General features: G+C 67.1%; 27 protein-coding genes. 19 read left to right on the top strand and 8 right to left on the bottom strand.

The genetic code is table 11. The features are described from left to right. Positions 1 to 69: 69 nt before the first annotated feature. On the top strand, positions 70 to 570 hold the full coding sequence (locus BP05_RS00995) for a copper resistance protein NlpE (RefSeq protein WP_496359554.1): 501 nt from the start codon (positions 70 to 72) through the stop codon (positions 568 to 570). An 82-nt stretch (positions 571 to 652) separates the two neighbouring features. Then, entirely contained in the window at positions 653 to 1156 is a 504-nt protein-coding gene (gene greB / locus BP05_RS00990; RefSeq protein WP_496359552.1) for a transcription elongation factor GreB, read from the top strand. Here greB and BP05_RS00985 read toward each other — a convergent pair. Beyond that, on the bottom strand, positions 1153 to 1542 hold the full coding sequence (locus tag BP05_RS00985) for a low affinity iron permease family protein (RefSeq protein WP_496359550.1): 390 nt from the start codon (positions 1540 to 1542) through the stop codon (positions 1153 to 1155). The two genes, greB and BP05_RS00985, sit on opposite strands and share 4 nt — an antisense overlap. A gap of 224 nt (positions 1543 to 1766) precedes the next feature. On the opposite strand from BP05_RS00985, the gene BP05_RS00980 reads away from it, so the two are divergent. Next, positions 1767 to 2195: a hypothetical protein gene (locus BP05_RS00980; RefSeq protein ID WP_496359548.1), complete on the top strand. Its 429-nt coding sequence runs from the start codon at positions 1767 to 1769 to the stop codon at positions 2193 to 2195. Between the two features lie 86 nt (positions 2196 to 2281). Here the strand turns inward: BP05_RS00980 and rimO are convergent, their stop codons facing one another. Next, positions 2282 to 3640: a 30S ribosomal protein S12 methylthiotransferase RimO gene (rimO, locus tag BP05_RS00975; protein ID WP_496359546.1), complete on the bottom strand. Its 1359-nt coding sequence runs from the start codon at positions 3638 to 3640 to the stop codon at positions 2282 to 2284. A 122-nt stretch (positions 3641 to 3762) separates the two neighbouring features. Between rimO and BP05_RS00970 the strand changes: the two genes are divergently transcribed. Genes BP05_RS00970 through BP05_RS00925 form a run of 10 tightly spaced genes read left to right on the top strand, consistent with a single transcriptional unit; the run spans position 3763 to position 10019 of the window. Beyond that, positions 3763 to 4431 (top strand): dienelactone hydrolase family protein, encoded by a 669-nt coding sequence (locus tag BP05_RS00970; protein WP_496359544.1) that lies wholly within the window; start codon positions 3763 to 3765, stop codon positions 4429 to 4431. After that, the gene (locus BP05_RS00965) at positions 4428 to 4853 is read left to right on the top strand and encodes an HIT family protein (protein WP_496359542.1); all 426 of its coding nucleotides are present in this window, start codon (positions 4428 to 4430) and stop codon (positions 4851 to 4853) included. Before BP05_RS00970 ends, BP05_RS00965 begins: the two co-directional genes overlap by 4 nt. Continuing rightward, positions 4850 to 5527, top strand: a complete 678-nt coding sequence (pxpB, locus tag BP05_RS00960) for a 5-oxoprolinase subunit PxpB (RefSeq protein ID WP_496359540.1) — start codon at positions 4850 to 4852, stop codon at positions 5525 to 5527. Before BP05_RS00965 ends, pxpB begins: the two co-directional genes overlap by 4 nt. Then, positions 5524 to 6486: a 5-oxoprolinase subunit C family protein gene (locus BP05_RS00955; protein ID WP_496359538.1), complete on the top strand. Its 963-nt coding sequence runs from the start codon at positions 5524 to 5526 to the stop codon at positions 6484 to 6486. Before pxpB ends, BP05_RS00955 begins: the two co-directional genes overlap by 4 nt. After that, positions 6483 to 6647: a LiaI-LiaF-like domain-containing protein gene (locus BP05_RS00950; protein WP_496359536.1), complete on the top strand. Its 165-nt coding sequence runs from the start codon at positions 6483 to 6485 to the stop codon at positions 6645 to 6647. Before BP05_RS00955 ends, BP05_RS00950 begins: the two co-directional genes overlap by 4 nt. 12 nt (positions 6648 to 6659) lie before the next feature. Continuing rightward, positions 6660 to 7409, top strand: a complete 750-nt coding sequence (locus BP05_RS00945; protein WP_496359534.1) for a 5-oxoprolinase subunit PxpA — start codon at positions 6660 to 6662, stop codon at positions 7407 to 7409. Beyond that, on the top strand, positions 7406 to 8101 hold the full coding sequence (locus tag BP05_RS00940; RefSeq protein WP_496359531.1) for a DUF969 domain-containing protein: 696 nt from the start codon (positions 7406 to 7408) through the stop codon (positions 8099 to 8101). The genes BP05_RS00945 and BP05_RS00940 overlap by 4 nt, the downstream gene beginning before the upstream one ends. After that, positions 8088 to 9053 carry a DUF979 domain-containing protein gene (locus BP05_RS00935; RefSeq protein ID WP_496359530.1) on the top strand — a complete coding sequence of 322 codons (966 nt, stop codon included), beginning with the start codon at positions 8088 to 8090 and terminating at the stop codon, positions 9051 to 9053. The genes BP05_RS00940 and BP05_RS00935 overlap by 14 nt, the downstream gene beginning before the upstream one ends. After that, entirely contained in the window at positions 9050 to 9706 is a 657-nt protein-coding gene (gene pcp / locus BP05_RS00930) for a pyroglutamyl-peptidase I (protein WP_496359527.1), read from the top strand. The genes BP05_RS00935 and pcp overlap by 4 nt, the downstream gene beginning before the upstream one ends. Positions 9707 to 9722: 16 nt before the next feature. Next, positions 9723 to 10019 carry a hypothetical protein gene (locus BP05_RS00925; RefSeq protein WP_496359526.1) on the top strand — a complete coding sequence of 99 codons (297 nt, stop codon included), beginning with the start codon at positions 9723 to 9725 and terminating at the stop codon, positions 10017 to 10019. Between the two features lie 216 nt (positions 10020 to 10235). On the opposite strand, the gene dcd is transcribed toward BP05_RS00925, so the two are convergent. From dcd to apbC, 3 genes are all read right to left on the bottom strand, one after another. Beyond that, the gene (dcd, locus tag BP05_RS00920; RefSeq protein ID WP_496359524.1) at positions 10236 to 10805 is read right to left on the bottom strand and encodes a dCTP deaminase; all 570 of its coding nucleotides are present in this window, start codon (positions 10803 to 10805) and stop codon (positions 10236 to 10238) included. Between the two features lie 134 nt (positions 10806 to 10939). After that, positions 10940 to 12313 carry a S8 family peptidase gene (locus BP05_RS00915; protein ID WP_496359522.1) on the bottom strand — a complete coding sequence of 458 codons (1374 nt, stop codon included), beginning with the start codon at positions 12311 to 12313 and terminating at the stop codon, positions 10940 to 10942. A 147-nt stretch (positions 12314 to 12460) separates the two neighbouring features. Continuing rightward, positions 12461 to 13531, bottom strand: coding sequence for an iron-sulfur cluster carrier protein ApbC (apbC, locus tag BP05_RS00910; RefSeq protein WP_496359520.1), 1071 nt, complete (start codon positions 13529 to 13531; stop codon positions 12461 to 12463). A gap of 225 nt (positions 13532 to 13756) precedes the next feature. Here apbC and BP05_RS00905 point away from each other — a divergent pair, with 225 nt between their 5' ends. The 6 genes from BP05_RS00905 (at position 13757) to rnfB (ending at position 22606) form a co-directional block, all read left to right on the top strand. After that, positions 13757 to 16747, top strand: a complete 2991-nt coding sequence (locus tag BP05_RS00905; RefSeq protein WP_496359518.1) for a TonB-dependent receptor plug domain-containing protein — start codon at positions 13757 to 13759, stop codon at positions 16745 to 16747. 107 nt (positions 16748 to 16854) lie between these two features. Continuing rightward, positions 16855 to 18885 (top strand): alpha/beta hydrolase family protein, encoded by a 2031-nt coding sequence (locus BP05_RS00900; protein ID WP_496359516.1) that lies wholly within the window; start codon positions 16855 to 16857, stop codon positions 18883 to 18885. A 161-nt stretch (positions 18886 to 19046) separates the two neighbouring features. Further along, on the top strand, positions 19047 to 19490 hold the full coding sequence (locus BP05_RS00895; protein ID WP_496359514.1) for a DUF2147 domain-containing protein: 444 nt from the start codon (positions 19047 to 19049) through the stop codon (positions 19488 to 19490). A 72-nt stretch (positions 19491 to 19562) separates the two neighbouring features. Next, positions 19563 to 20003 carry a DUF2147 domain-containing protein gene (locus BP05_RS00890; RefSeq protein ID WP_496359512.1) on the top strand — a complete coding sequence of 147 codons (441 nt, stop codon included), beginning with the start codon at positions 19563 to 19565 and terminating at the stop codon, positions 20001 to 20003. A gap of 87 nt (positions 20004 to 20090) precedes the next feature. After that, complete coding sequence (gene metG / locus BP05_RS00885; RefSeq protein WP_496359510.1) at positions 20091 to 22154, top strand: methionine--tRNA ligase; 2064 nt, start codon at positions 20091 to 20093, stop codon at positions 22152 to 22154. Positions 22155 to 22195: 41 nt separating this feature from the next. Continuing rightward, complete coding sequence (gene rnfB, locus BP05_RS00880) at positions 22196 to 22606, top strand: Rnf electron transport complex subunit RnfB (protein ID WP_496359508.1); 411 nt, start codon at positions 22196 to 22198, stop codon at positions 22604 to 22606. A gap of 52 nt (positions 22607 to 22658) precedes the next feature. On the opposite strand, the gene BP05_RS00875 is transcribed toward rnfB, so the two are convergent. From BP05_RS00875 to mutL, 3 genes are read right to left on the bottom strand one after another with little or no spacing between them, the layout of a single operon-like run. After that, positions 22659 to 23621: a TraB/GumN family protein gene (locus BP05_RS00875; RefSeq protein WP_496359506.1), complete on the bottom strand. Its 963-nt coding sequence runs from the start codon at positions 23619 to 23621 to the stop codon at positions 22659 to 22661. Further along, positions 23618 to 24565, bottom strand: a complete 948-nt coding sequence (locus tag BP05_RS00870) for a DUF1684 domain-containing protein (protein ID WP_496359504.1) — start codon at positions 24563 to 24565, stop codon at positions 23618 to 23620. Before BP05_RS00870 ends, BP05_RS00875 begins: the two co-directional genes overlap by 4 nt. Continuing rightward, on the bottom strand, positions 24565 to 26355 hold the full coding sequence (mutL, locus tag BP05_RS00865; protein WP_496359502.1) for a DNA mismatch repair endonuclease MutL: 1791 nt from the start codon (positions 26353 to 26355) through the stop codon (positions 24565 to 24567). The genes BP05_RS00870 and mutL overlap by 1 nt, the downstream gene beginning before the upstream one ends. Between the last annotated feature and the right edge of the window lie 2 nt (positions 26356 to 26357).

Below are 26357 nucleotides of genomic sequence, written 5' to 3'. Positions count from 1 at the left end.
GGGGCGGCGGTTGCACTCGAATGCGCGCTTCGTGCTGGGGCCGGCACTCACTCAACAGGGAGTTCTTCGATGAATCGCAAGTTGTTGCTTGTTGCCGTGCTGTCCACTGTCGCCTTCGCTGCGTGCAAGCCGCAGGCACCGGCCGAACCCGCAGCGCCGGTCGCGCCGGCAGCCCCAGCCGAACCCGCGCCGGTGGCCGTCGAATCCGCGCCGGCTGCGGCGCCCGCGGACGTTCCGTTCGACACCAAGGGCTTTGCCGGCGTCTTCACCGGCACCCTGCCTTGCGCCGACTGCCCCGGCATCGACACCAAGGTCATGCTGAACCGCGACGGCACCTACATGCTCGACGAGACCTACCAGGGCAAGCCCGGCAATTTCTCGGGCGACGGCACATGGACCGCCGAGGAAGGCGGCAAGCGCATCCGCCTGGATCCGAATTCCAAGAGCCTCGAGGATCGCCTGTTCGCGGTGGCCTCGCAGGACCAGATCGAGGCACTGGACAAGGCCGGCAACGCCATCGACTCCAAGGCGCCGCACTCGCTCAAGCGCACTGGCCCGGCGACGAAGTAAGCGCACCGCGTCCTTCACGAACTTTTTGCGCAATGCGAAGGCAGCCCGCCAGAATGGGCTGCCTTCTTCTTTGGAGTCCCGCATGGGCCGCTGGCGTCCTCCCGCCGAGAAAAGCACCGCGCTGATCACGCGCGAGGGCCACGCGCGCCTGAAGGCGGAACTCGACGAACTGTGGCGGGTGAAGCGGCCCGAAGTGGTCAGGGCGCTGGCCGCCGCCGCGGCCGAAGGCGACCGTTCGGAGAACGCCGAATACACCTACCGCAAGAAGCAACTGGGCGAGATCGACCGCCGCGTCCGCTACCTGTCCAAGCGCCTGGAAGTGCTGCGCGTGGTGGGCGAGGCGCCGGGCGACCGCGAGGCCGTGTTCTTCGGGGCGATGGTGGAAGTCGAAGAGATCAACAGCGGCGACACCCACCGTTACCGCATCGTCGGGCCCGACGAGACCGATGCGAAGCTCGGCCACATCAGCATCGATTCGCCGCTGGCGCGGGCGATGCTGAAGAAGCGCCTCGACGACGAGTTCGAGGCGCATCTGCCCGGCGGCGTGCAGCGCTTCGTCATAGTCGAAGTCGACTACACCGCCTAGCGCGCCGGCGGCTCGCCATCGTTGCGGTCGCGCCTGGCGATTCGTTCGTAGTCCTCGCGCAGCCGGTCCAGTTCGCCTTCCTCGCGCTCCTCCAGGTCCATGAGGCGGTTGTGCGCCCCGCGCGTGGCCCGGATCAGCTCATCGAGCTTGATCTGCATGGCCTCGGTATCGCGGTTCTGCGTGTTCTGGATCAGGAAGACCATCAGGAAGGTGATGATCGTGGTGCCGGTGTTGATCACCAGTTGCCAGGTGTCGCTGAAACCGAACAGCGGACCGGTGACACCCCACGCCAGGATCACCAGCAGGGCGATTCCGAAACAGGCCGGTCGGCCGGTGAATCGCGACGCCGCCTTCGCAAGGCGGGTGAAGCCGTGTGAATGATCCATCGCTCTGCTCCCACGGGTTATCCGCAAAAAGTATGCATGCACGATGCCAGTACGGCGTCGATACCGCACGCATCGGCACGCATGGCCGTTCCGTGACGCAGGCGGCGTTCAACGCTGCGAACGCGCTCGTCGCCCATGCGCGCCCTCGACCGGGGACCGCCGCCGGCACGCCCCGGCCGGCCTCTTGGCCGGCGTCTTCCGGAAACCCGGAAAAGGAGCACGTAATGAACGCTACGGCCCGCCATGCAGCAAGGCTGCTGGCTCCGGCACTATTGCTCGTGGCCGCGCTGGTCCCAGCGCCTGGCGTCGCACAGGAGCCTGGCGAAGTGATGGTCTCCATCTATCGGGTGGCGCCCGGCAAGCACCTGGACTTCCTTCGCTGGCAGGCGGCGCGAGATGCCGCGGGATCCGAAGCGGGGGTGGCCGCGACCCAGTGGTACGCGCACCTGGATGGCGACAGCTGGGATTACCTCAGCATCGGCCCCACCACCACCGACGAACAGGACGACAAGGTCGAATCGATCCTCAAGGGCCGGAAGCTCACGACCGGCTTCAAGGCGTCGATCGAATTCCGCACCATGATCGCGTCGCACACGGACACCCGTGCGCGTGGGCCCACGACCGCCGCCGCGCTGGTCGAGGCGGGCAAATAGCGTCTGCCAGCCGCGACCGGCACCGGCTTGCAACCCGCTGCCGGTCGCGTCGCGGGCGTGTCGTTCGGCGCCCGGTAGCGACACGCTCAGTCGGCGAACGAAACCTCGCCGTACAGGTCGTGCTCGTCGCTGCCCATGATCTCGACATCGACGAATTCGCCGGGCTTGAGTCCGGCTTCGAAACCGTTCTGGATCTGCACCAGGCCATCGATCTCGGGCGCATCGGCCATCGAACGGGCGATCGCGAGCTCGCCGTCGATCGCGTCCACCAGGCATCGCTGCACGGTGCCGACCTTCGCCTCGAGCTTGGCGGTGGAAATCTCGGCCTGGCGCTCCATGAAGCGGGCCAGTCGCTCCTGCTTCACTTCCTCGGGCACGCCATCGGGCAGGCCGTTCGCCGCCGCGCCTTCGACCGGCGAGTAGGCGAAGGCGCCTACGCGATCAAGCTGCGCTTCGTCGAGGAAGTCCAGCAACTCCTCGAATTCCGCTTCGGTCTCGCCGGGGAAGCCGACGATGAAGGTCGAACGGATGGTGAGCTCCGGGCAGATCTCGCGCCACTTGTGGATGCGTTCGCGCACCTTGTCCACGGCGCCCGGGCGCTTCATCAGCTTGAGCACGCGCGGGCTCGCATGCTGGAACGGGATGTCCAGGTACGGCAGCAACTTGCCTTCCGCCATCAGCGGAATGATCTCGTCGACGTGCGGATACGGGTACACGTAGTGCAGGCGCGTCCAGATGCCGAGTTCGGACAGGCCCTCGCACAGCGCTTTCATCCGGGTCTGGTAGGCCTTGCCCCGCCATTCGCGCTCGGCGTACTTCATGTCCACGCCGTAGGCGCTGGTGTCCTGCGAGATCACCAGCAGTTCCCGGACCCCGCCCATCGCCAGCTTCTCGGCTTCGCGCAGCACCTGGTCGACCGGACGCGACACCAGGTCGCCGCGCATCGAAGGGATGATGCAGAAGCTGCAGCGGTGGTTGCAGCCTTCGGAGATCTTCAGGTACGCGTAGTGTTTCGGCGTGAGCTTGATCCCGATGTCGCCGGTGTCGAGCCCAAGCGGTCGACGCGGCACCAGGTCGATGAAGGGATCGTGCTTCGGCGGCAACGCCTTGTGCACGGCAGCCATCACACTGGCGTAGTCCTGTGGCCCGCTGATCGACAGGACGCCCGGATGCGCTTCGCGGATCACTTCCTCGCGCTTGCCCAGGCAACCGGTGACGATGACCTTGCCGTTCTCCGCCATTGCCTCGCCGATCGCATCCAGCGATTCGGTGACGGCCGAATCGATGAAGCCGCAGGTGTTCACGACGACGACGTCGGCGTCGTCGTAGCTGGGCACGAGGTCGTAGCCTTCGACCTTCAGCTGGGTGAGGATGCGTTCGGAATCGACCAGCGCCTTGGGGCACCCGAGGCTGACGAAACCGACTTTGGGATTGGCAACGGACATGGACCGGAAATTTCCAGAAAAAACAGGCAATTGTACCTGCTCGCGACGCCGCGGACCTGCATCTTGCGGGGCACCGCCGCAAAGCGGTTAAGTAGGCTCTCTCCCATTGCCTGACCACGCCGATGAGCCGCTGGATCGACCTGAATACGCCCCATGGACCGGTCCGGGCTTGGCGCGCGGATCCCACGGGCCCCTCGCGCGGCGCCGTGGTGGTGCTGCAGGAGATCTTCGGGGTCAATCCGCACATCCGGACGGTGACCGAACGCCTCGCCGCCGAGGGCTTCGTTGCCCTGGCGCCCAGTCTGTTCGATCCCGTCGAGACCGGCGTTGAGCTCGGCTATGGCGAGGCCGAGGCCCAGCGCGGCGTGGATCTGCGCAATCGACTCGGCTTCGACCGCGCCGTGGATGTCGTGGCCGCAGCGGACGACCTGCTGGAATCGGAAGGCCTGCGCACCGGCGCGGTCGGTTTCTGCTGGGGCGGCAGCGTTGCCTTCCTTGCCAATACGCGCCTGGGCCTGCCGGCGGTGAGTTACTACGGCGCGCGCAGCGTGCCCTTCCTCGACGAGCCCGCGCGCGCCCCGCTGATGTTCCATTTCGGCGCACGCGACAAGAGCATCCCGCCGGGCGACATCGAGTTGCATCGCGCCAGGCAGCCGGCGGCGCGGATCTTCGTCTACGAGGACGCCGACCACGCCTTCAACCGCGACGTCGACAACAGCCACTACCATGCAGCCAGCGCGGCGCTTGCCTGGCAGCGCACCCTGGATTTCCTCGCTGAGAACCTGCGATGAACCGCACGCCTCCCCCCGTCGGCTGGCACCTGCATCCGCAACTCGCCGACGACACGCATCCGGTCGCGCACTTCGCGCTTTGCGACCTGCAGCTGATGGACGACGCCAACCATCCATGGCTGATCCTGGTGCCGCGCGTGGAGAACGCGGTGGAGTGGATCGACCTCGACGAGGCCCAGCAGGCCGAACTGACCCGCGAAATCGGCCGCGCCTGCCGCGTGCTGCAGTCCGTGTTCCAGCCGCACAAGCTCAACGTCGCCGCATTGGGCAACGTAGTGCCGCAACTGCACGTGCACGTGATCGCGCGCTTCCGCGAGGACATCGCCTGGCCCCGCCCCGTGTGGGGCATGGCGACCGCGCAACCGTATTCGCCCGAGGAACTGGTGCGACGGATCGAACGCCTGCGCGCGGCGCTGACGTGAGTCCGCCGTCCGGCCCGGACATCGAGGCCCTTGCCGACGACGCCCTGCTGCTGCGCCTGGGGGATCGCATCGATCCCGCGATCAATGCCCGGGTCCATGCGCTTTGCGAGCGCATCCGCGCGCTGCGGCCAGCGTGGCTGCGCGACCTGGTGCCTGCCTACGCGAGCATTGGCGTGTTCTTCGAACCGCTGATGATCGGGGCCGACGATGTCGCACGCTGGCTTCGCGGTCTGCAGGAGGACGATGCACATCAGGCCGCGGCCACGTATGCGCCGCGCACGGTGGAGATTCCGGTGCGCTACGGCGGGGAGGACGGACCCGATCTCGCGAGCGCCGCGTCCGAGCTCGGCCTGACGCCGGCGCAACTCGTCCAGCGGCATGCCGCGGGCGAGTACACCGTGGCGATGATCGGGTTCGCGCCCGGCTTTCCCTATTTGCTCGGCCTGGACCCGGCGCTGGCCTTGCCACGCCTGTCGACGCCGCGAACCGTCGTGCCCGCCGGCAGCGTCGCCATCGGCGGAGCCCAGACCGGCATCTATCCGCGCGAGAGTCCCGGCGGCTGGCGCTTGATCGGACGCACGCCGCTGGCGCTGTTCGATCCGGCGAGCAGTCCGCCTGCCCTGCTCGCGCCCGGCGACCGCGTCCGTTTCCTCGTCGTCGAGGACACGGCATGACGCTGCGCATCATCTCGCCCGGCCCGCTGACGACGGTCCAGGACGCGGGACGCCGCGGCTGGCGGCACCTCGGCGTCGCCGTCTGTGGCGCGCTCGATCCCGCGGCGGCGACGCTCGCCAACCTGCTGGTGGGCAATGGTGCGGATGAAGCGGTCCTTGAATTGACCCTGCATGGACCCACCCTGCAGTTCGATCATCCGCTGCGCCTGGCGATCTGCGGGGCGCGTGTCGGCGGGCGCTTCGACACGATCGACGGCGAGCGCTTCGCCGTCGATTCGGGGCGTCCGGTCGACCTGCCCGCGGGCACGTTGCGCATCGGCGCATTGCGCGATGGCGCGCGCGCGTGGCTGGCCTTCGCCGGCGGCCTCGACGTCGCACCCGTGCTCGGCAGCCGCAGCACCGACTTGCGCGGCGGCTTCGGTGGCCACGACGGGCGCGCCCTGCGCGCCGGCGACGAGCTGTCGCTGTGCGTCCCGCAAACCCGCGTGCCCGCGCGGGCAACGATGCCGAAATGGTGGGTCGATCCGCATTTCGACGAGCGCGGACGGCCGATCCGCTACGTGCCGGCGACGGGTTGCGACGGCGTGCGCCTGGACGGACGCGCGTGGCAGGTCGGGAATCGCAGCAACCGCCAGGGCCTGCGGCTCGAGGGCGCGGCCTTCAACGGCGAACGCGCCGAAGAGATCTCGGCACCCGTGGCACCGGGCACGGTGCAGTTGCCTCCCGACGGCCATCCCATCGTGCTGCTGGCCGACGCGCAGACCGTCGGCGGCTATCCACGCCTCGGCCATGTCGTCGCGGCCGACCTGCCGCGGCTCGCGCAGCTGCGCCCTGGCGAAACCGTGCGATTCCAGTCCTGCGACATGCAAACCGCGACGCGCCTCGCTTGCGCCGCGCGCGCACGGGTCGCCAGAATCGCACTGATGATCGAACAACAACTCAGGGGAAATCGCCAATGAAGGGCAACATCGTCGCAGCGCTCGTGCTGATCATCGTCGGCACGCTGTTCCTGCTCAGGAACCTCGGCTTCCAGGTTCCCGGCCTCGGCCACCTGATCTCGACCTGGTGGCCGGCGATCCTGATCGTGGTCGGCCTCGGACTGCTCTTCAACCGGAAGTAGCACGCAGCCATCGTGCGCATCGACTTCAATTGCGACCTGGGCGAAGGCTGCGGCGATGACGCCGCGATCATTCCGCTCATCACCTCCGCGAGCATCGCGTGCGGCGCGCACGCCGGGGACGCAGCGACGATGCGCACGACCTTGCGGCTGTGCCGGGAGCATGGCGTGGCGGCCGGCGCGCATCCCTCCTATCCCGACCGTACCCACTTCGGCCGCATCGAAATGCCGCTCTCGCCCGTCGAGATCGAGCAGCTCGTCGGCGAGCAGATCGCAACGCTCGCGGCCATTGCGGAAAGCGAAGGCATCCGGCTCGCGCACGTGAAACCGCATGGCGCCCTGTACAACGTCGCCGCCCGCGACCGCGCGGTGGCCGATGCCATCGCGGCGGCGGTCGCGCGTTTCGATCCGCAACTGCGCCTGTTCGGGCTCTCCGGCTCGCAACTGCCGGCGGCCGGCGAAGCCGCGGGGCTTCGCGTTGCGCATGAGGTGTTCGCCGAACGCCGCTATGAAGCCGGCGGCACCCTCACCCCGCGCAGTCGCGCCGACGCCGTGATCCACGGCCTCGACGAAGCCATCGCGCAGGTCTGTGGCTTCGTTCGCGACGGCGGCGTGGTCGTGCGCACCGGCGAACGCGTGGCGCTGCGCGCCGACACGCTCTGCCTGCACGGCGACCGCGCCGATGCGGCCCAGTTCGCCCGCGCGATCCGCGCGGCGCTCGAGGCCGACGGCATCCGCATCCTTCCGCCGGGAGCAGACGCATGAATTACTGGCCCCTGCTTGGCGTCGCCGTCGTGGTGCTCGGCTTCGTGCTGCGGCTCAACCCGGTGATCGTCGTGGTCAGCGCCGGCCTGGTCAGCGGCCTGGCGGCGGGGATGACCCTGCCCGACCTGCTGGCCCTGCTCGGCGAGAGTTTCGTCTCCAATCGCGCGCTGCTGCTGTTCTGCTTCACCCTGCCGACGATCGGGCTGCTCGAGCGCGCAGGGCTGCGCGAGCACGCGCTTGCATGGATCATGCGGCTCCGCGGCGTCACCATGGTCCGTCTGCTGGTCACGTATCTCGGGGTACGCCAGTTGCTGAGCATGGTTGGCCTGATCGACATCGCCGGACATGCGCAGACCGTGCGCCCGCTGCTCGCCCCGATGGCGGAGTCGGCCGCGGACAAGACCCAGGGCGGGCTGGATCGCGCGCAGACGCAACGGGTGCATGCGCTGGCCGCGGCGACCGACAACGTTGGCCGCTTCTTCGGCGAGGATGTGTTCCTGGCGTTCGGTGCGGTGCTGCTGATCCAGGGATTCTTCGCCCAGCACGGCATCGCGCTGCGGCCGGAACAGATCGCGCTGTGGGCGCTGCCCACCGCGATTGCCGCGTTCTTCATCCACGCCATCCGCATCGTCGTGTTCCAGCGCCGCCTGCCACGCAATGCCTTGCCCGGGGGCGAGCATGCTGCGGATTGAGCATTTCTACGTCGTACTGGCCGCGTTCCTGCTGTACGCGGGCTGGCGCAACCTGCGCGAGAAGCGCTTCGCGCACGCGGCGTTCTGGAGCCTGATCGCGGTCCTGTTCGCCAGTGGCGAGTCGATCCTGGCCGCGAGCAAGGGCGGCGACAAGCTGCCGGCGCAGATCGCCGGCGCGGCCGTGATCGCACTGGCGCTGCTGGCGACGCGCATGCGCCGTGAACACATCGCCGAAGCGCCCGAGGAGCAACGGCGCACCTCGGCGCAACGCCTGGGACACAAGCTGTTCGCACCCGCCCTGCTGATTCCGCTGGTGACCGTGCTCGTCGTGCTGGTGGGCGCGAAGCTGCGCGTCGGCGCGACGCCCTTGTTCGCGGAAGGCAACATCACCCTGCCCGCATTGGCCTTGACGAGCATCCTGGCCGCGTTCGCGGCCATCGCCACCACGCGCGAGCGTCCGGTCCAGGCTGCCGTCGAAGGCCGCCGCCTGCTCGACACCATGGGCTGGGCCGCCCTGCTGCCGCTGGTGCTGGCCACGCTCGGCGGCGTCTTTGCCGCCAGTGGCGTGGGCGAAGCGGTGTCGTCGCTGGTGACCGCGGTGATCCCCGCCAACAGCCGCGTCGCCTGCCTGCTCGCGTTCGGCCTGGGCATGGTGCTGTTCACCGTGATCATGGGCAACGCGTTCGCCGCCTTCCCGGTGATGATGGCCGGCATCGGCCTGCCGCTGCTGATCCAGCGCCACGGCGCGGATCCCGCCGCGCTCGGCGCCATCGGCATGGTGACCGGCTACTGCGGCACGCTGATGACTCCGATGGCGGCCAACTTCAACCTGGTCCCCGCGGCGTTGCTCGAGCTCGACGATCCCAACGCGGTGATCCGCGTGCAGTTGCCGACCGCGTTCGCGTTGATGGCGGTCAACCTGCTGCTGATGTACTGGCTGGTGTTCCGGTGAGCGAGACGAAACGACCATCGATCCTGTTGACCGGATTCGCGCCATTCGGCGGCGAAACCGTCAACCCGAGCTGGCAGGCAGTGCAGCAGCTGCATGGGCGTTATCTTCGCGGCCACCGCGTCGTCGCACGGCAATTGCCGGTGGAATTCGGCACGGCGTTGCAGGAGCTGCGCGCAGCCATCCGTGAAACCAGGCCCGAACTGGTGCTGTGCGTGGGCCAGGCGGGCGGGCGCGCGGCGCTGTCGCTGGAGCGCGTGGCGATCAACGTCGACGACGCACGCATTCCCGACAATGCCGGCGCCCAGCCGATCGATGCGGCGGTCGTCGCCGGCGGTCCCGATGCGTATTTCACCGGCCTGCCGATCAAGGCCATGCTTGCGGCGCTTCGCGAAGCCGGCATTCCCGCGGAGGTGTCACAGACTGCGGGCACCTACGTCTGCAACCATGTCTTCTACGGACTGATGCATGCGCTGCGCAATCGCCGCATCCGCGGCGGCTTCATGCACATCCCGTACTCGCCCGAGCAGGCCGCGCTGCATCCCGGCGCCCCCGGCCTTCCGGTCGAAACCGTAGTCCGCGCCCTGCGCATCGCGTTGCAGGTCGCGCTCGAAACCGGCGCCGACCGCAAGCTCGCGGCGGGCGCCGAACACTGAAATCAACGGAGTTGCCATGCGTACGTCCCTGCTTGCCGCTGCCCTCGTCCTTACCGCCTTCGCCCTGCCTGCGAATGCCGCGCTGTTCGGGAAGAAGCCCGACACCTCGGCGGAGGAAGCCGCCGCGGCCAACCTTCCCGCCGTGACGATCTGGGTGGACGCCAGCTGGGGGTTCCGCAACCAGGGCGCCGCGAACAACCTGACCAAGGCGCACTCGGCATTCGCCGCGCGCGGCTACAAGGTGGTCAGCGTCGAGCCGTACATCGAGAACGGCGACCTGCAGGGCTTCTTCGTCACTTACCAGAAGCCCTGACGTCGCGACGGCCGCCCGCAAGGCGGCCATCGAGTCAAGTGATTAGCGGGCGTTGATGACCTGGGTGCCCGCCACCAGGTCGTGCAGACAGCGCTTGTCGCTATCCAGCAGGGCACCGCGGCTGGCCAGGTCGGGGCCATGCACTGGGTCGGCCACGACGGACTGCGGGCTTTGGTACGGGTTGTGCTCCATGCTCGACCCCTGTGCGATGAAGCGTCACGTACGCGGCAGGGTGACGCCCACCTGTCCCTGGTACTTGCCGCCGCGATCCTTGTACGAGGTCTCGCAGACCTCGTCGGACTGGAAGAACAGCATCTGCGCGACGCCTTCGTTGGCGTAGATGCGCGCGGGCAGCGGCGTGGTGTTGCTGAATTCCAGCGTCACGTGGCCTTCCCATTCGGGCTCCAGCGGGGTGACGTTGACGATGATGCCGCAGCGCGCGTAGGTGCTCTTGCCCAGGCACACCACCAGCGTGTCGCGCGGGATACGGAAGTACTCGACCGTGCGCGCCAGCGCGAACGAGTTCGGCGGGATCACGCAGAAATCGCCCTCGACGTCGACGAAGCTGCCGCTGTCGAAGTGCTTGGGGTCGACGATCGTGGAGTTGATGTTGGTGAAGATCTTGAACTCGCGCGAGCAGCGCACGTCATAGCCGTAGCTGGAAGTGCCGAAGCTGACGATGCGCTGGCCATCGGCGGCCGTCTTGACCTGGCCCGGCTCGTACGGCTCGATCATGCCGTGTTGTTCGGCCATGCGACGGATCCAGCGGTCGGACTTGATGCTCATGCGTTACGGCGTTCCGGGCGAAAGGAAGGGCGATTCTAGCCGCTCTTGGCGGGTACGGCCCCGCGACCACTGCCCCGGAAAAGGCGAAGGCCCGGCGGATGCCGGGCCTTCGTTGCTCTTGAGAGCCGGGTGGATCAGAAGCCGCTGGCGTTCAGGCGGCCACCGGTGACCGTCTTGTTCTGCAGCGAGGTGGTCGGCACCGCCGATCCCAGGATCGCCGCCTTGACGTCGGCCGCGGTGGCCCCCGGATGCGACGACTTGTACAGCGCGGCGGCACCCGTCACGTGCGGAGTCGCCATCGATGTGCCGCTGTAGCTGGCGTAACCCGAGACCACGTTGCCCTTCGAACTGACGGGCACCGTCGAGTAGATCGCCGAACCCGGCGCGCCGATGTCCACCGTGGTCCGTCCCCACTGCGAGAAGCTCGACAGCGCGCCGGCGTTGGTGATCGAGGCCACCGCGATGACGTTCGCGTTGGGATAGTTCGACGGGTAGCTGGCCGTCGCGTCGTTGTCGTACGCGTCGTTGCCCGCGGCCGCGATGAACAGGATGCCGGCGGTGTCGGCACGGCCGATCGCGTCCTGCAGGCCCTGCGAGAAGCCGCCACCGCCCCACGAGTTGTTGGTGGCGACGATGTTCATGCCGTGGCGGGTCTTCAGGTCGGTGATGTAGTCCACCGCCTTGATCGCATTGGCGGTCGTGCCGCCGCGGCGGCCGAGGAACTTGGCGCTGATCACCTTCGCGCCGCTCCAGCACACGCCGGCCACGCCCTTGCCGTTGTTGCCGACGCCGGCGATGGTGCCGGTGACGTGCGTGCCATGGTCGTCGTTGGCGCCGCCCGAGTTGATGTTGTTGCTGCCGCCGTCGAAGTCCCAGCCGCGGGTGTCGTCGACATAGCCGTTGCCGTCGTTGTCGACGCCATCGACCGGGTCGTACGGGTTGGTCCACACGACGTTGGCCAGGTCTTCGTGGTTGTAGTAGATGCCTTCGTCGATCACGCCGACATACACGCCCGAACAGTCGGTATGGCCACCGCCCCACGCTTCCGCGGCCTGCGAGCCGTACTGGTTGGTGGGGGTGGTCGCATCGCCGTACATGCCCCACAGCGAGCCGTTGGCCACGTAGGTGTCGTTGGAAATGGCGTTGTGGTGGTAGGTCCAGTTCGGCTCCGCGTATTCGACGGCCGGATTGGCGCTGAGGGAACGCACGGCGGCGGCCATGTCCTTGCCGGTCGGGAGGCGCAGCAGCGCCAATTCGCCCTTCCTGGCATTTCCTGCACGCACGGTGTCGGCCTTTTCGGCGCCCAGCGCCTGGCGCACGGCGGACTGCTGCGAGACGGTCGAGCCGTCGCGGAACTTCACCAGCAGTTCGCCGGCTTCGTGAGCCTTGCCGGCCTTGAGGCCCGCCAGCACGAGGTCGGGACGGCCACCGGCCAATGCGGCGGACGACAGACCGAGCGTGGCGATCACAGCGGCGGAGAGCGCCGCAGTGCGGAACGGATGCTTCATTTGATGGACCCTCAGGAGTGAGCTCGAGTCACGCGGCCGGCCCAGGGCCGCGCAGGGAAACGTGGCCCGTGGCCGCGTCGAGTCCGACTGTAAGGGGCGCAATTCGCTGGCTGCATGTTGCGATGCAGCAGGCGCAGCAGGGCCAAATCAGCCCAGAAGCGACACGGCGAGGGGTCTGGCGACCTGCGGGCGCTTGGCAAGCTCGATCGCCACCCGACGGGCGGCCATCCGGAAGTGATCGGCGGCGGCAGTCTTTCCCGCCGCGACAACGATGGGCACGCCGGTATCGCCCTGTTCGCGCACGTTCGCATCCAGGGGCAGGCTGCCAAGCAGCGGCACGCCGTACTGGGCCGCCATCCGCTGGCCGCCGCCCTCGCCAAAGATGTGTTCGGCGTGGCCGCAGTTGGAGCACACGTGCACGGCCATGTTCTCGACCAGTCCGAGCACCGGCACGTCCACCTTCTCGAACATCTTCAGCGCCTTGCGTGCATCCAGCGTGGCCACGTCCTGTGGCGTGGTCACGACCACCGCACCGGCGACCGGGATCTTCTGCGCCATCGTGAGTTGGATGTCGCCGGTGCCCGGCGGCAGGTCGAGGATCAGGTAGTCCAGGCTTTCCCCTTGGGAGCCGCCCCAGCGCGTTTCCGTCAGCAACTGGGTCAGCGCCGACGTCGCCATTGGGCCGCGCCAGATCATGGGCGTGTCCTGGTCGACCAGCAGGCCGATCGACATCGCCTCCACGCCGTGGGCCCGCATCGGCTCGATGGTCTTGCCGTCCGGACTGTCGGGACGGCCGGTGAGGCCCAGCATCAACGGCACGCTGGGACCATAGATGTCCGCATCCAGCACTCCGACGCGGGCGCCATCGGCGGCCAGCGCGAGGGCCAGGTTCACGGCCACCGTCGACTTGCCCACCCCGCCCTTGCCGGAACCCACCGCGATGATGTTGCGGACATTGGGAAGAGGAGAAAGCTTCTCCTGCACGGCGTGGCTGGCGATCCGGGAATTCAGCGCGAAGCTCGAAAGCGTGTTGCCGGAGTCCTCCGCCATGCGCTGGGCCATGTCGCGCAACCAAGGCTCGAGCCAACTTCCCGGGAAGCCAGCGGTGACCTCGACGGCCACGCGCCCACCGGATTCGGCGACCCGCACCTTTACTCCCGACTGGGACAGCGTGACCCCCATTCCGGGCAAGGTGAGTTCGGAAAGGCGCGATTGCATGGGTGCGTTCAATGGAGTTCGACCAGGCGCGGCGTCATGCCGCTCTGCAACATTCTAGGCCCGCGGAACGCCACGCCCAAGGCGAATGAACGGGTCAGGCACGAGTTTTGCTAAGGCCCCATGACAGTCGTGTTAACAGCATGTTAAGTTCGACCTGTCGGTCAAGCACCGGCCGCGCCGGGGGATTGGCGCAACCAAGAAAACCATCATCAACAGGGGAAACAGATGTCTGCCAGCAATACCCACCGCCTGCAGCGCAATGCGCTGTCGGTGGCGCTGATGAGCGCCCTGCTCTTTAGCGCGAACATCGCCATGGCCCAGGAAACCCAGGCCACTTCGGACGACCAGGCCACCACCGAGGCCGAAAAGAAGGACGCGACCGAACTCGAAGCGATCACCGTGACCGGTTCGCGCATCGCGCGCGACACGTTCAACTCGGTCTCGCCCGTCCAGGTGATCACCCGCGAGGAAACCACGCTCGCCGGTTTCGCCTCGACCGCGAACATCCTGCAGGGCAACTCCGTAACCGGCGGCACCGCCCAGATCAACAACGCGTTCGGCGGCTTCGTCGTCGACGGCGGCCCGGGCGTCAACACCCTGTCGCTGCGCGGCCTGGGTGCTTCGCGCACCCTGATCCTGCTCAACGGCCGCCGCGTTTCGCCGGCCGGCTCGCGCGGCTCGGTCGGCTCGGCCGACCTCAACGTGCTGCCGAACGCAATGATCGACCACATCGAAGTCCTGAAGGACGGCGCGTCGTCGATCTACGGCTCCGACGCGGTCGCCGGCGTGGTCAACATCATCACCCGCAAGAAGGTCGATGGCCTCACGGCCGAAGCCCAGTACAACGTGACTGAAGACGGCGGCGGCGACCAGACCCGCTACTCGCTGGTCTGGGGCAAGGGCGGCGATCGTTACGACCTGTCGGCCTCGTTCGAAGCCTACGACCGCAACGAACTGACGCTCGGCGATCGCGACTGGACCCGTTGCAACACGGACCTGCGCCGAAACCTCGCCATCGGCGACTTCTGGGGCAGCGGCGACACCATCGATCCGCTGACCGGCAAGCCCAAGTGCTATCCGATCACCGGCACCGGCTCCAACGGCGTCACGATCAACACCATCGGCACCAACAGCCTCACCGGCGTCGGCGCGCGTGGCGCGACCGGCACCACGTTCAACCGCTGGCGCCCGAACTCGGCCGTGACCACCGGTCTGGTCGGCTTCGAAGGCGTGGGCGGTGGCCAGACCACCAACACCAACATCCGCGACACGTTCGATCCGCGCATGCTGAACCGCTCGCTGATCTCGCCCGCCAAGATCCGTACCGGCTTCCTCCAGGGCAGCTTCGATGTTGAAGCCCTCGGTAACGCCGAGGTGTATTTCGAACTGCTCGGCAACCAGCGCAAGTCGTCGCAGACCGGCTATCGCCAGCTGTCGCTGGACTACTGGAAGGGCAGCCCGCTGATCCCGGCCAACCTGCAGGCCAGCACGTTCCAGAATGCTCCCACCGCGATCACCAATGGTCCGGTCGGTGTCCGCGCCTTCATCGGCTACGGCAACGACCACAGCCGCCAGGAACTGAACTACTGGAAGGGACTGGGCGGCATCAAGGGTGACTTCATCTTCTCCGACTGGAGCTATGACCTCACCCTGAGCCATGCGCGCTCGGATGCCGACTACACCTTCGAATCCTGGCTGACCGATCGCGTCAAGCAGAGCCTCGACGTGGTCGCCGGGCCCGGTGGTACGTTCGTTTGCCGCAACCCGGCCAACGGTTGCGTCGCTGCTCCGGCCCTGACCACCGCAGTCATCGGCGGCGTGCTGCCGCAGGCCTGGAAGGACTGGACCTTCGTCCCGGTCACCGGCAACACCGAATACACCGAAAGCGCCGCGACCTTCGGCGTCAACGGGCCGCTGTTCGCCATGCCGTACGGCGAAGTGCGCGGCGCGTTCGGCGTCGAGTACCGCAAGGGCAAGATCGACGATACGCCGCCGGTCGATTCGCAGAACGGCAACCTGTACAACCTGACCTCGGCCGCCATCACCCGTGGCACCGACTCGGTGTGGGAAGCGTACGGCGAACTCGAATTCCCGCTGCTGTCCGGCCTGCCGTGGGCGGAAGAACTGACGATGAACGCGTCGGCTCGAATCACCGACTACAAGTCGTACGGTTCGGACACCACCTACAAGCTCGGTGGCCTGTGGACGCCGTTCAACTGGGTGTCGCTGCGTGGTTCGTACGGCACGTCGTACCGCGCTCCGGCGCTGTTCGAACAGTTCCTGGGCGCGACCAGCGGCTTCCTGAGCAACCAGAACGACCCGTGCAACAACTACGGTGCCGATCCGGGTTCGATCCGCGCCGCCAACTGCGCCAGCGAAGGCCTCGCCCCGAACTTCCAGGCGACCAGTTCGGTCCAGGTCCTCACCGCCGGCGGCGCCGAAGCCGGCCTGAAGGCCGAAACCTCCAAGGCGCTGACGGTTGGCCTGATCCTGCAGCCCGACTTCTCGGACAGCGTGGGCGACATCTCGTTCGCGGTTGACTACTTCGACATCCAGGTCGACAACGGCGTCTCGCGCGCGGGTGCAGGCAACATCCTGCAACTGTGCTACGACGACCCGCAGTTCCGTTCCGGCGGAGGCTTCTGCCGCCTGGTCGATCCGCGCACCGCTGGCAGCAATGCCCTCACGGTGCATGACAGCTACGTCAACCTGGCCACCGACCACGTCCGCGGCTACGACTTCACCCTGCGCTACGTGCGCGACCTCGGCCCGGGCACCCTGCGTGCGACGACCGAAGTCACGCATTACCTGGAGCAGTCGAGCAAGCTGTTCGCGGACGATCCGATCGACGATGTCAACGGCACGATCAACAACCCCGAGTACGCGGGCTCGTTCGACGTCGCCTACAGCATGAAGAACTGGAAGATCCGTTACGGCACCGAGTGGGTCGGCGCAATGCAGAGCTACGACTACTTCGGCCTCAACGGCGAAACCGACGCGCGCAAGCTGTACGTGAAGGATTACTTCACCCACAACCTGTCGGGCCAGTACACCTTCGACACCTGGTCGCTGACCGCAGGCGTGCGCAACTTCACCAACGCGATCCCGCCGAGCATCTCGTCGGGCGTCTATAACCGCGTCGGCAATGCCCCGCTGTACAGCGGCTACGACTACGTCGGTCGCACGTTCTTCGTGAACGTCTCCAAGTCGTTCTGATGTAGCACTTCGTGGCAACCCCGCCCGCCGCCGTAACAGGCGGCGGGCTTTTTTTTGGTGGGCGACGACCGGTCGCCCTACCTCGTGGATGGAGCTGCAAACCAATGATGATCCGTTCGTGCTTTCTTGCGCTTGCGGCGTTGATCGCAACGCCAGCCTCGGCCAAGCCCGTGGCGCCGACGATCGCCCAACTGGCGGCGTTCCCCAAGATCAGCAGCGTTTCCCTTTCCCCGGATGGCAAACACCTGGCCGCGCTCGAAGCGCGTGGCGAGGAGCGCGTCATCCTGGTGTGGAAGACCGACGCCCTGGGCGAAGCGCCCACGGTGATCGCGACCAAGAAGATGAAGTTCGCGTCGGTGTCGTTCGTCAAGAACGATGCGCTGGCCGTGACGTTATGGCAGCCGTACGACCTTCGCTTCGACCAGGTGACCAAGACTTTCGTCAGCAAGCTGTTCATTACCGACCTCGAAGGCAGCCAATGGCACGAACCGATGCCGCTGGAGCGCCCCCGCGGCCGCGCCGAGCAGTTCGCCCAGGCGCTGAGCAACCCAGGGGTGCTGGATACGCTGCCTAACGATCCCGACCACATCCTCCTCGTCAACAGCGTCGGCACCGACGCCGGCGACGTCTACAAGGTCAACCTCCGCACCTTCAAGGCCGATCGGATCCAGCGCAGCGAGGAAAGCGTCGCCAGCTACGTCACCGACCTGGAAGGCCGCCTGCGCGCAAGGACGCGCTACGGCCTCGACGCCAATGGTGCTTTCATCGCCGCCGAGTTCCGCGACCCGCAGACCGGCAAGTGGGATGAGCACTTCCGCTCGCACGTGAAGGAGCGCGATGCCGTGCGCATCATCGGCTTCGCGGAGGACCCCAATGTCGCCTTCGTCCTGAGCAACAAGGGCAAGGACAAGCAGGTCATCCACGAGTACGACATAGCCGCGCGCAAGCAGAAGGAAGTGCTATTCGAGCATCGCTACTTCAATGCGAGCGACGTCTTGCTCAACCGTTACAAGACCGCCGGCGGCGCGCGTCCGGGTGAAATCCTGGGCCTCGTCTATGCGGGACCGCGCGGCTCCGACGTCCAATGGGTGGCGCCGCAATTCCAGGCCCTCGACAAGGGCCTGCGCTCGGCCTTGGGCATCAATGCGGAGCCGACCCGGTTCGTGGATCCGGCGACCGGAGCCGATGCAACGGCCAAGTACGACGCCAAGGTCGGCTATACGCTGCTGGACTACACGCCGGACATGAAGACGTTCGTCGTCAAGGTCGATGGTGCCTCGCGTCCGCCGGAGTACTACCTGCTCAAGGACGGCCGCTTGTCGCTGCTCGCCAAGCAGTATCCCGAGATCGATTCCCAGGCGCTGGGGGATACCAGGCTGATCTACTACAAGGCGCGCGACGGTCTGGACATCCCGGCATTCCTGACCACACCCAACGCCGAACTGTGCGGCCCGGGCCCGTGGCCGGCAGTCGTCCATCCGCATGGCGGCCCTTGGGGGCGCGATCAGATGTCGTTCGACGATTCGATGTGGACACCGCTCCTGGCTTCACGCTGCTTCTCGGTGCTGCGGCCGCAGTACCGCGGCTCCGATGGCTGGGGCCGCAAGCTGTGGATGGCCGGCGACGCCGAGTGGGGCCAGAAGATGCAGGACGACAAGGATGATGGCGCGAAGTGGATGATCGAACAGAAGATCGCCCAGCCCGGCCGCATCGCCATGTTCGGCTTCTCGTACGGCGGGTATGCGGCGTTTGCCGCGGCGGTGCGTCCGAACGGCCTCTACAAGTGCTCCATCGCCGGCGCAGGCGTGTCGGACATCCACCGGATCTGGTCGAAGTTCTACACCAACCCGTTCTTCCGCCAGGCGCAGGCACCGACGGTCGACGGGCTCAATCCGCTGGACCAGGCGGACAAGATCCAGATCCCGATCATGATCTACCACGGCGACCGCGATCAGACGGTGCCGATCGAGCAGTCGGACTGGTTCGCCGCGAAGGCGAAGGCTTCCGGTCAGCGCGTCGACTACCACCGGCTCGAGGACTACGCGCATGGTCCCGCGTGGACCCGCCAGATCATGGGCGACCAGTTGCAGCTGATCGAGGATTACCTGCTCAAGGGATGCGGCGGCAACGGGCTATAAGCCGCGCCTCCACACCGAAGCCCGGCGAAAGCCGGGCTTCTTTTTTGGCGGCTGAATGAACGGCGGCCCACGCGTCCGTACGCCGCCGGATGCGGTATAAAGGCCGCACTCCCGCGCCGCCGGCGCGGATCGATCAACAAAGTCCGGAGGGGGACTGCTCGATGCGTACCAAACTGATTTGCGCGCTGCTTGCCCTGCCGCTGCTGGCGGCAACCACGATGGCCTTCGCCCAATCCGCGACCTCGCCGATCGGTCGCTGGAAGACCTGGGACGACCAGACCGGCAAGGCCATGACGATCACCGAAGTGTACGAGGCGAAGAACGGCAAGCTCGCCGCCAAGGTCGTCGAGACCCTCTACGCCCCCAACGCGCTGTGCAGCAAGTGCGACGGCGACAAGAAGAACAAGCCCATCATCGGCATGCCGGTGCTGTGGAACCTGGAGAAGACACCGGAAGGCTGGGGCAATGGCCAGGGCTTCAAGCCCTCCGCCGGCGAAAGCTTCAAGGTCAAGAGCGTCAAGCTGGTCGACGGCGGCAACAAGCTGGAGATCACCGGCTGCAAGTTCGTGTTCTGCCGCTCGGCGCACTGGACCCGCGAGCACTGACGGCCACTGGCAAGCCATACCCGCACGGCCCGGCAACGGGCCGTTGCGTTTTTCAGAGAAGGGGAATTCGCCATGCGCTTCCAGTTCGCGGCACTGCTGGCCGCTTTGCTCTGCATCCCCGGAATGGCCGCCCCCGCACAGGGCGTGCCCACGGGGCGTTGGCAAACCATCGATGACGACACCGGCAAGGCCAAGTCCGTGGTCGAGATCTATCGCGCGACGGATGGAAGCTATGCCGGCAAGGTCGTCGAAATCCTCGACACCCACAACGGCACCGATCCGGCGTGCGACAAATGTCGCGGCAGCAACCGCGACAAGCCGATCAAGGGCATGGTCATCCTGTGGGGCCTGAAGGCCGACGGCCCCGGCAAGTGGAAAGGCGGCACCGTGCTCGATCCGGAGAACGGCAAGACCTACAAGTCGAAGATCGAACTCCTCGCAGGAGGCGCGAAGCTCGGGATGTCCGGCTGCATCGCCTTCATCTGCCGGCAGCAGGTCTGGGTGCGGCAATAGGCCGCGTTCCTCCGACAAAGCCCCGGCATGCCCGGGGCTTTTTGCTGCGCATGCGATAATCGCCGCCCCCTCGAACCTGTCGTCCCCATGTCCCGCGACCTGCTCGTCACCTTCGCCCTCCCCTACGCCAACGGTGCGCTGCACCTCGGCCACCTGGTGGGCTACATCCAGGCCGATATCTGGGTGCGGGCACGGCGCATGTCCGGCGACACGGTGCGCTTCGTCAGCGCGGACGACACGCATGGCACGCCGATCATGCTGGCGGCCGAGAAGGCCGGGGTAACGCCGGAAGATTTCATCGCCGGCATGCAGGAATCGCACGAGCGCGACCTCAAGGCATTCGACGTCGTCGTCGACCACTACGACTCGACCAACTCGGCGCACAACCGCGCCCTCACCGAGAGCTTCTACCGCGAGCTCGAAGCCAACGGCCACATCCAGCGCCGCGCCGTGTCGCAACTGTACGATCCGGTCAAGGGCATGTTCCTGCCCGATCGCTACGTGAAGGGCATCTGCCCCAACTGCGGCACCGCCGACCAGTACGGCGACAACTGCGAGAACTGCGGCGCGACGTATTCGCCGACCGAACTCAAGGAACCTCGCTCGGTAATCAGCGGCGCAACGCCCGAGATCCGCGAGTCGGAACACTTCTTCTTCGAAGTCGGGCACTTCAGCGACTTTCTGCGCCAATGGCTGGCTGGCGACGTCGCCACGCCCGGCGTCAAGGCCAAGCTCCTGGAATGGCTGGACGCGGAAGGCGGCCTGCGTGCGTGGGACATCTCGCGCGATGCGCCCTACTTCGGTTTCGAGATCCCCGGGCATCCGGGCAAGTTCCTGTACGTCTGGCTGGACGCGCCGATCGGCTACCTCGCCAGCTTCAAGGCGCTCAGCGAGCGCGAGGGCATCGACTTCGACCGCTATCTCGCGCCGGGCACGCCGACCGAGATGCACCACTTCATCGGCAAGGACATCGTCAATTTCCACGGCCTGTTCTGGCCGGCGGTGCTGCACGGTTCCGGCCATCGCGCGCCCACGCGGCTGCACGTCAACGGCTACCTGATGGTGAACGGCGAGAAGATGTCGAAGTCGCGCGGCACGTTCGTCATGGCGCGCACGTTCCTGGAGCATGGCTTGGCGCCCGAGGCGCTGCGCTACTACTTCGCGACCAAGACCTCGGGCGGCGTCGACGACGTCGACCTCAACTTCGCCGACTTCACTGCGCGCGTGAACTCCGACCTGGTCGGCAAATTCGTCAACCTCGCTAGCCGCTGCGCCGGCTTCATCGAGAAGCGCTTCGACGGCATGCTGGCGTCGCAACTGCCGGATGCGGCGATGTATGCGCACTTCGCCGCGCAGCTCGCGCCGATCGCCGACGCCTATGGCCGCAACGAAGCGGCCACCGCGCTGCGCCTGGCCATGGCGCTGGCCGACGAAGCCAACAAGTACATCGACGAACACAAGCCATGGGTGCTGGCCAAGCAGGAAGGCAGCGATGCGCAGCTGCAGGCCGTATGCACCCAGGGCCTCAACCTGTTCCGCGTGCTCGCGGCCGCGCTCAAGCCGGTGCTGCCGCGCGTGGCCGCGCAGGCCGAAACCTTCCTGCAGGCGCCGGTGGCCCATTGGCGCGACCTCGAGACCCCGTTGCTGGCCCGACGCATCGCCGCCTACACGCCGCTGTTCACCCGCATTGATCCGAAACAGATCGAGACCATGATCGAAGCTTCCAAGGAAAACCTGCAGGCCGCCCCGGCGAACACCGCCAGGCCCGCCGCTGCCCCCACCCCGCCGGCTGCCGCGGCAGCACCTGCCACCACCAGCGCGACCATCGCCATCGACGACTTCGCCAAGCTCGACTTGCGCGTCGGCAAGGTGCTGGCGTGCGAGTTCGTGGAAGGTTCGGACAAGCTGCTGCGCTTCGAGCTCGACGCGGGCGACCTGGGCAAGCGCCAGATCTTCTCGGGTATCCGCGGCTCCTACGCCGAACCGGAGAAGCTGGTGGGCCGCAATGTCGTGTTCATCGCCAACCTTGCACCGCGCAAGATGCGCTTCGGCCTGAGCGAAGGCATGATCCTCTCCGCCGGCTTCGATGGCGGCGCGTTGCACCTGCTGGATGCCGACAGCGGCGCTGAGCCGGGCATGCCGGTGCGCTGAGCCGGCCAATCCCGGCCATGCCAACGCATGGCTTGTCCCGCATGACGACCGAACTGACCGAGCGTTTGGACCGCATCCTGCCGCAGACCCAATGCGGCCAATGCGGTTATGCCGGGTGTCGTCCGTACGCCGAAGCCATGGCGCGTGGCGAGGCGGACGTCGACCATTGCCCGCCCGGTGGCGACGCCGGCGCGCGGGCGCTGGCCAAGGTGCTGGGTGTCGCGCCCAAGCCCTACGACCGTTCGCGCGGCGAGCACAAACCGGCGCAGGTCGCGCTCATCGTCGAAGCCGACTGCATCGGCTGCACCAAGTGCATCCAGGCCTGCCCGGTGGACGCGATCATCGGCGGCTCCAAGCACATGCACACGGTGATCGAGCCGCTCTGCACCGGCTGCGAACTATGCGTGCCCGCATGCCCGGTGGACTGCATCGAGCTGGTCGCGATCGACTGATTCCCGGCGCGGCTGCCGCGCTTGACGGCGGCCGCCGCCCAAGTCGGCGGAATTACTCCGCCTTGCTGCAGGCCGTGCAGATGCGTTCGACCTTGTAACCCTTGGCGCGCAGCTTCTCGACCACGCCATCCTGGCCGAGCAGGTGCATCGCACCCACGACGACGAGGATGTCGCCCTTGGACGCGTCATCGAGCAGCTTGCGCAGTTGCGGTACCCAGGCATCGTTGCGCTCGGTGTTGAGCACGCGGTAGCTCGTCGGCGTTTCCTTGCGCATTTCGTCGATGACCAGGTTGCCCAGGCGCCGCGCATCACCATCGCGCCATGCCGCATGCGATTCGTTCAACAGCTTGGGCAATTCTTCCGGATTGGCGAAATAGTCCTGCAGACCCCGGACCTGCTCATCCATCGGCGTGGCGTCGAGGATGGCCAGCTGCTGTTCCGCGGTCTCCAGGCCAGCCACCGGCTTGCCAGCCGCGGCGGCGCGACGTGCCAGGTACATGTCGAGCCCTTGTTCGGGACTGAAGCCCATGCGCATCGATACCCCGATCATCAGGCTCAGGTTGATGTACCAAGGCTCGACCGGATCAAGCTCATCGACGTGCTGCTTGCCGAGAACCTGCGTCATCTTCTCGCGCACGGCGGGCGGCAGGACCTGGCTGAGGGTGCGGCCATCACCGTAACCGGCCAGTTGCTGCAGCTTCTGCGCCAGCGCCGGATCGGTCAATTGCGCCGGCGGCACTTCGAAAACGACCTTGCCTGCCTTGTCGAAGGCGCTGTCGACGTCGGACGACAGCGGGTAGTCGTCCGCCTTCAGCAGGTGGAATGAGCCCAGCAGGTAGATGGAGTTGTCCTTGTCCGACACCTTCCACAGCAGCGGCTTCGGCGGCACCTTGGCGGCGGCCGTTGCGGGCGCGGCATTCGCCGCCGGGGCTCCCGCGCAGGCGAGCGGCAGGGCCAGCGCGCACGCCAGCAGTGGCAGTACGAGGAAATTGCGGCGACGCGCGGCCAGGCTCATGACTGCTTGCTCTTCTCGAAGTGGTAGGTCTTTTCGCCGGCGACGATTTCCAGGTCGAGGCGGTTTTCCGGAGGCGGCAACGGGCACGTGGCGAATGCGGTGAACGCGCACGGCGGGTTGTAGCTCTTGTTGAAGTCGAGCAGCACGGTGCCGCCCGCATCGGGCTTGGCGGCATCGAGGAAGCGGCCGGCGGGATAGCTGCCGTGGCCGCTGGTGCGATCCGCGAAGATCAGCGACAGGACGCCATCGCCCTCGTCGAGCGTTTCGATGCGGTAGCTCTTGCCGTCGCGTTGGAATTCGACCGCGCCCGGGTTGGAGACGTTTTCGGTGGTGCCGACGATGTTCGCGATCGGCAGGGTCTTGCCCGGCGCATTGGGCACGAACTTCGCGCGAATGATCCAGTCGTTGCCGCCCGGCCAGTACTCGATGGACTTGAAGCCGGTGCGCGTCGGCGCATCGGCATGCTTGACCCGGAAGGCGTAGCGATCAGCGCGCTTGATGATCGTGATCACGCCCTTGCCGTCGTCGAAGCCGAGCTTGCTGGGGCCGTTGGCGTCCGCGTCGCTCAGCAGGGTGGTCGCGCCCTTCAGCGGCTCGCCGTCCAGCGTGAACGCCGCGCCCTTCTCGGGGACGAAGCGGATGCGGTCACCTTCGAGCGAGATCATCCCGGCGTGCGCCGGTCCCGCAGCCAGGCGGATGCCGTTGTCCGGATCGCTGCCGAAATAGTGCTCGCCCTTCTCGATCCAGTGCAGCCCGACCAGGCTGGTCCACCCGTCCGGTTGCAGGAGCTTCGCCCTGCGTTCGTCGCGCCATTCCTTCTGGGTGGCGGCGAACGCCTGGACCTTGGCCTCGGCGGCCTTTCGCGCGGCTTCCTTGTCCTCGCAGGCGGTAGCTGCCAATGCCAGCAGCAACAACGGCAGCAGTTTGTTCGTGAGTCGCGACATCAACGTCCTCGCAGGAACCAGCGGTCGATTTCGGCCAGGGAAAAGCGCGCCCAGGTCGGACGGCCATGATTGCATTGCCCGGAACGCTCGGTCACTTCCATTTCCCGCAGCAGCGCGTTCATTTCCGGCAAAGTGAGACGCCGGTTCGCCCGCACGGCGCCGTGGCAGGCCATGGTCGCCAGCAACTCGTCGCGCGCGGCATCCACCCGGCGGCTCTCGCCGTGCTCGCGCAGGTCGGCAAGCACGTCGCGCAACAGGGCCTCGACGTCGCCGTGGGCAAGCAGCGCCGGAACCGCACGCAACACCAGCGATTGCGGGCCGCTGCGGTTGAGTTCGAAACCCAGGGTTGCCAGCGTTTCGGCTTCGCGCTCGGCGACGTCGGCCTCGCGTTCCGACACGGCGACGGTCATCGGTACCAGCAGCGGCTGGGTGCGCAGGCCTTCACCGTCATGCGCGCACTTGAGCTTCTCGTAACCGATGCGCTCGTGTGCGGCATGCATGTCGACGACGATGAGGCCGTCGGCGTTCTCCGCCAGGATGTAGATGCCGTGCAACTGGGCGACGGCGTAGCCCAACGGCGGCATCGTCGCGTCCGGGCCGTCCTGCAACGGCATCGGTGAGGCCGGCTCGGGCATGGCCGCGGCCGCGCTGCCGTACAAGGTGGCGTAGCCGGCGCGGGCTTCGGCCACCTGCTGCAGCCCCAGCGGCGATTGCGGTGCGGCGGCGTTCCACCGGTACGCGAGTTGCGCCGCGCTGCCGGCGTCGTGCATCGCGGCCGGGGTCGGCGCGCTGCCGGCGCGCGTTTCCGCCAGTGCCTCGTTGAGCGTGCGGTAGACGAAGTCGTGGATCAGGCGTGCGTCGCGGAAGCGGACCTCGTGCTTGGCCGGATGCACGTTGACGTCGACGCGGCGCGGGTCCAGTTCCAGGAACAGGACATAGGCAGGTTGGCGTCCGTGGAACAACACGTCGGCGTAGGCCTGCTTGACCGCGTGCGCCACGCTGCGATCGCGGACCGCGCGACCATTGACGTAGAGGTACTGCTGGTCCGCGCTGGCCCGGTTGTATACCGGCTGTGCAATCCAGCCATGCAGGCGCAATCCGGCGGCACTGTGGTCGATGCGCAGCGCGTGGTTGGCGAATTCCTCGCCCAGCGCCTCGTGCAGGCGTACTTCGGACAGCAGGTCGCCCTCGCCTTTCCAGCGCCGCGACGGCTTCCCATTGTGGGAAACACGCAACTCCACATCGGGACGCGCCAGCGCGAGCTGCCGCAGCCATTCCTCGATGTGGCCGAGTTCGGTGCGCTCGGCCTTGAGGAACTTGCGCCGTGCAGGCACGTTGAAGAACAGGTCGCGCACCTCGACGGTGGTGCCTTGCGGGTGCGACTTGGGCACGACCTCGCCGAGACGGCCGCCGTCGATCTCAAGCGCGGCGCCGTGTGGCGAACCGTTATGGCGCGAGACCAGGGCGAAGCGGCTGACCGAGGCGATTGACGGCAGGGCCTCGCCCCGGAAGCCCAGGGTCGCCACGCCCTCGAGGTCGTCGAGCGAGGCAATCTTGCTGGTGGCATGGCGCGACACCGCCAGCGGCAGGTCGTGCGCGGGGATGCCGCCACCGTCGTCGCGGATCCGGATCAGGCGGACTCCGCCCTCCTCCAGGTCGATATCGATGCGACGCGCGCCGGCATCAAGTGCGTTCTCGACCAGTTCCTTGACCACGGACGCGGGGCGTTCGACGACTTCGCCGGCGGCAATCTGGTTGATGAGGGTGTCGGGAAGCTGTCGTATCGCCACGG

Source organism: Lysobacter oryzae DSM 21044 (genome assembly GCF_059568595.1).
Note: the sequence above shows the minus strand (reverse complement) of the source record. Positions and strands in the feature narration are given on the sequence as shown.